Consider the following 3,212-nt stretch of genomic DNA (forward strand, 5'->3'; position numbering starts at 1 on the left):
CAGCATCAGACTCACAATTCCAGTGAATGTACCGCCAAATATGGCCGCTGCTATCAAGTTAGTGATCAGCGAATCAGACAATACCGGCATAATGACTGCGACCATCTGTAAGGCATAGGTCAGCAATAAAGTGTTTAACTCTCCAAACTTATTCGCCACTTTATCCCATAAGAAACAGGCTGGTGCTGCAGCAAGACCAAGAATCACCCATATCCAGTCACCCTTACCGCTCAGTTGTGGCATTTCTTCTAGTATCGCGACAATAAACGTGGCACTCACAACGTACCCCACTCCGGCACAGGCATAAGCCAGGATTAGCTTTATCATCCAGCTACGGGGAGGCTCTATAAGTGGCTGGCTCGTTTTATGTTGCGTCAGCTGTGGCTGAGGTATCCAGAACCAGGCAGGAATAAAAAAGAGTATGCCAAACAGCCCCATCACAATCCATTGGCTATCCCATGGCAAAAAATGATTCATTAACACCACGGCTGATCCAGGTATAGCAATGCCAAGTCCCAATCCCATAAAATGCAGCCCTAGTTCTGGCTTAAATTGATGGTGTTTAAGCCAACTGAGCACAAATCCCGATGACAATATGACCCCCGCCGTACCACTGATACCTGCAATAAATCGTAATATTACCCAGCCATACAATTCTGTTGTCATACCCATGGCTATAGTGGATAACACCGCAATCACTAAACACCACTGATAAAAACGAAACTTAAACACAAGGTTATTTGTAAACGAGACTAGAACCACACCCAACAAGTAACCAATATAGTTAAATGTCGCCAGCCAGCCACTATTCACCAGCGATAAGTCTGTCTGGTTCAGCATTAAAGGAAGAAACGGTGTATATGAAAATCGTGCTATGCCCACCGCTAGAATGACTGCACAGATACCCGCTGTAATGACTTTTATTCGTTGAAACTGTATGGCGCTGTCATGATGTGTCATGTTGAGTACTGTCAATCAAAATATGAAGTCGGCATCTTAGCACTAGCCATACATAAGTCACATGCTCATAGGTAAAATACATACGCTGGAAAGCAGCGCTTTCCAGCGTATGAAGATACGATCAGGTCGTCAGCGCTATGGTGCTATAAATACCGCTTTGTAACGATTACTGATAGCAGAACTTCCCACACTTGTAGCGATGAAATGGAATGCATGTAATCCTGATTCCGTTGTTTCAGAAGGTAATCTGACTAAGGCTGTTACAGGGACGATTTTACCTGGCTGTATCGTAATGCCCTGTTCTAAACCATCTACACTGGCTGATGGCAAACCCTCAATGTGATAGTTCACAACGAGTGGCTGATCTGTTTTATTTAGTAGCTTTAAGGTGTATTTATTTTGAATATCACCGTTACTCATTTGGATATATAACGGTCTTCTCTCATGCACCACATTAAACTCGGTGGGTTCAAAGTGGGTAAAGCCATAGCCCACACCCATAATTGAAAAAGCCATAATCAAACTGTAAACAATCACTCGCGGACGTTTCCATAGGCTAACTTCAGCTTTACCTTGATGTAGTTCTTTATGAGATGCGTAACGAATCAGGCCTCTGGGCTCATTGATTTTGTCCATAATGCTGTCACAAGCATCGATACATAAACCACAGGTGATACAGCCCTCTTGCTGACCTTTACGAATATCGATACCCGTCGGACACACTGCCACGCAGAGTTTACAGTCGATACATGAGCCTTTATTGGCATCTTGTGTACCTGAACGGGATAACTTACCCCTGGGTTCCCCACGTACTGCATCATAAGCAGGTAATACAGTTTCCTGGTCATACATCACACCCTGTAAACGCGCATAGGGACACAACCAAAAACACACTTGTTCACGCATAAACCCCGCGAACCAATATGTGAAAAAGGTAAAGATACCCATTGCCACCCAGACTGGTGTGGGCGCTTGAAGAGAGAAGATATCACCCCACAATTGATAGGCATCTGTAAACCAGGCTGAAAACGTAATACCTGTCAGTATGGCAATTGCTAACCAAACACCGTGCTTACCGACTTTTCTGAAGGCTTTAGATGCAGTCCAGGGCTCAGTGTTAAACTTACGCTGTTTTTGTGGTGTTTTGCCTTCAAACTGTCCTTCAATAAAAGTAAATATATCTGTCCAGACTGTTTGGAAACAAAAATAGCCACAAAAGACTCGTCCTGCAATGCTGGTTGCCGCCGCTAACAATATGGCAAAGAACAGCAGTGTTAGCGACAATACCCATATATCTTGTGGATATAGGGTCAAAGCAAATAAATGAAATTGCTGCTCAGGAATGTCCAGCAATACAGCTTGATGACCATCCCAACGTAGATAAGGCCCCAAAAAGTAAATCAACCACACAGACATGCCAAAGTTTTTTAAGGTGCGAAACCGTCCTTTCATGCGCCTGGCAACGACATTCTCACCTTCTCCTGTATGTACCTCCCAGTCGGATAAGGCATCATAAACTTCAACTTTAATAGGTATTTCTGATAGTTTGCTCATCACAGGATCTCCTCTGTGGCTAAATGCTGAAAACGAGGTGTTTTTTTATAGTTATACGATGGTTTTTGAACGAATTAAGCCTGGCCGGTACAAATCCGACAATAAGGTTAACCCTTGTTTTAATGACTCAAAATCACTACTGGCACCAAGCGAAATGCGTACGGCCTGACTATGGCTCCGAGACATGACAAATGCTGTTGAAGGCACAATAGAAACGCCAATTCGGCTCGCTTGTTCAGCAAAATCTAATGCTTTGTAGCCATGAGGCAACTTTAGCCACAGGTGTGGTGAAGCAGGATGTGACCATACATCGCTTTGCTGGAAAATTGACTTGGCTAATGATTGCCTTGTGATATTTTCAGCCTTAATCGCCTGGGTAATCTCATTGATTTTGTGGTGTGTTATCCAATACGAGACAACGGCAGTCATCAGTGGTGGTGCCATTAAATGACTGATTCGCATTTCTTCGGTGAGACCTAATGCATCATTAATATTCGGTGATGCAATATAAGCAACACGTAACGATGGGCTAAGGCATTTAGAGATCGTGGCAACATGCCAAGTGCGATGTCTGGCAAGGTTATATAGCGACGGCAATTTCTCATCGAGAAAATGATAGTAAGGATCGTCTTCGATAATGGTGACGTTGAACTGATCTGCTAACGCTGCTAAAGACTCTCTTCGCTTTACAGACAAGG

General features: G+C 43.7%; 2 protein-coding genes and 1 pseudogene. All 3 read right to left on the reverse strand.

What is annotated here, in order from left to right:
* Positions 1–960: YbfB/YjiJ family MFS transporter (locus B4K20_RS14620; RefSeq protein ID WP_289283465.1), on the reverse strand; the 960-nt coding region annotated here is incomplete at its 3' end.
* Positions 961–1,095: 135 nt separating this feature from the next.
* Positions 1,096–2,514, reverse strand: coding sequence for a cytochrome c oxidase accessory protein CcoG (gene ccoG / locus B4K20_RS14625; RefSeq protein ID WP_289283466.1), 1,419 nt, complete (start codon positions 2,512–2,514; stop codon positions 1,096–1,098).
* Between the two features lie 51 nt (positions 2,515–2,565).
* Positions 2,566–3,212, reverse strand: a pseudogene (locus tag B4K20_RS14630) (PLP-dependent aminotransferase family protein); the annotation flags it as partial.

Origin of the sequence: Methylophaga sp. UBA5088, assembly GCF_002414625.1 — a bacterium.
GTDB classification, from domain to species: domain Bacteria; phylum Pseudomonadota; class Gammaproteobacteria; order Nitrosococcales; family Methylophagaceae; genus Methylophaga; species Methylophaga marina.